This is a genomic window from Clostridium boliviensis, from assembly GCF_033342255.1.
GTDB classification, from domain to species: Bacteria; Bacillota; Clostridia; order Lachnospirales; family Lachnospiraceae; genus Lacrimispora; species Lacrimispora boliviensis.
Genome location: NZ_JAWONS010000208.1, coordinates 1 through 580, shown reverse-complemented (window position 1 = coordinate 580; position 580 = coordinate 1). Strand labels below are relative to the sequence as shown.

General features: G+C 52.9%; 1 protein-coding gene. It reads left to right on the top strand.

The genetic code is table 11. From position 1 onward, the window contains the following. Positions 1-29: 29 nt before the first annotated feature. Entirely contained in the window at positions 30-392 is a 363-nt protein-coding gene (gene ytxJ, locus RZO55_RS12550; protein ID WP_318064626.1) for a bacillithiol system redox-active protein YtxJ, read from the top strand. The last annotated feature ends 188 nt before the right edge of the window (positions 393-580 follow it).

Genomic DNA, 580 nt, shown 5'->3' with positions numbered 1-580 from the left:
TGGGGAACCCATCGTAAAGGAAGGGGATTATGGAAGAGATTCTCGCCATCACGTCCATCGATCAATGGGAAAGGTTGCTCCGAGACCACCGTGCACGCGGAGGCCGATTGCTGCTGTTGAAACACAGCACGGCTTGTCCGATCAGCGCCGCTGCCCTCGAAGAGGTGCGCGCCTTTTCCCGGGAGAAGCCGGCCGGGCTTCAAATGGCGATGGTGCTGGTGATCGAGCACCGGAGGGTTTCCGATGCGGTCGCGGAACGTTTTCACGTGCAGCACCAATCGCCCCAGGTTCTTCTGATCGAGGGCGATCGCGTCCAGTGGCACACTTCCCATGGGAACATTACCCGGGACCAATTGTGGAAAGTTTTTTCGGACAAGCCGGGTGAAAAATAATGGAAAATTAACGCCGGCTATGGCTTTTTGACCGAAGGTTTGATTACAATCGGCAACGAAAGTTCCGACAGATGCAGGAGGGTACCAATGAGTTCCAAAACGGATGTGTCCAACAGTAGGAAGTTTGTAACGGATGAATTTATGGAGCGGATTCAACAGCATCGGCGATATTTATATCATATTGCCTA

What these genes read in the sequence shown, in the direction of transcription:
- ytxJ (WP_318064626.1), top strand. Translation starts at nt 30, where the DNA reads ATGGAAGAGATTCTCGCCATCACGTCCATCGATCAATGGGAAAGGTTG.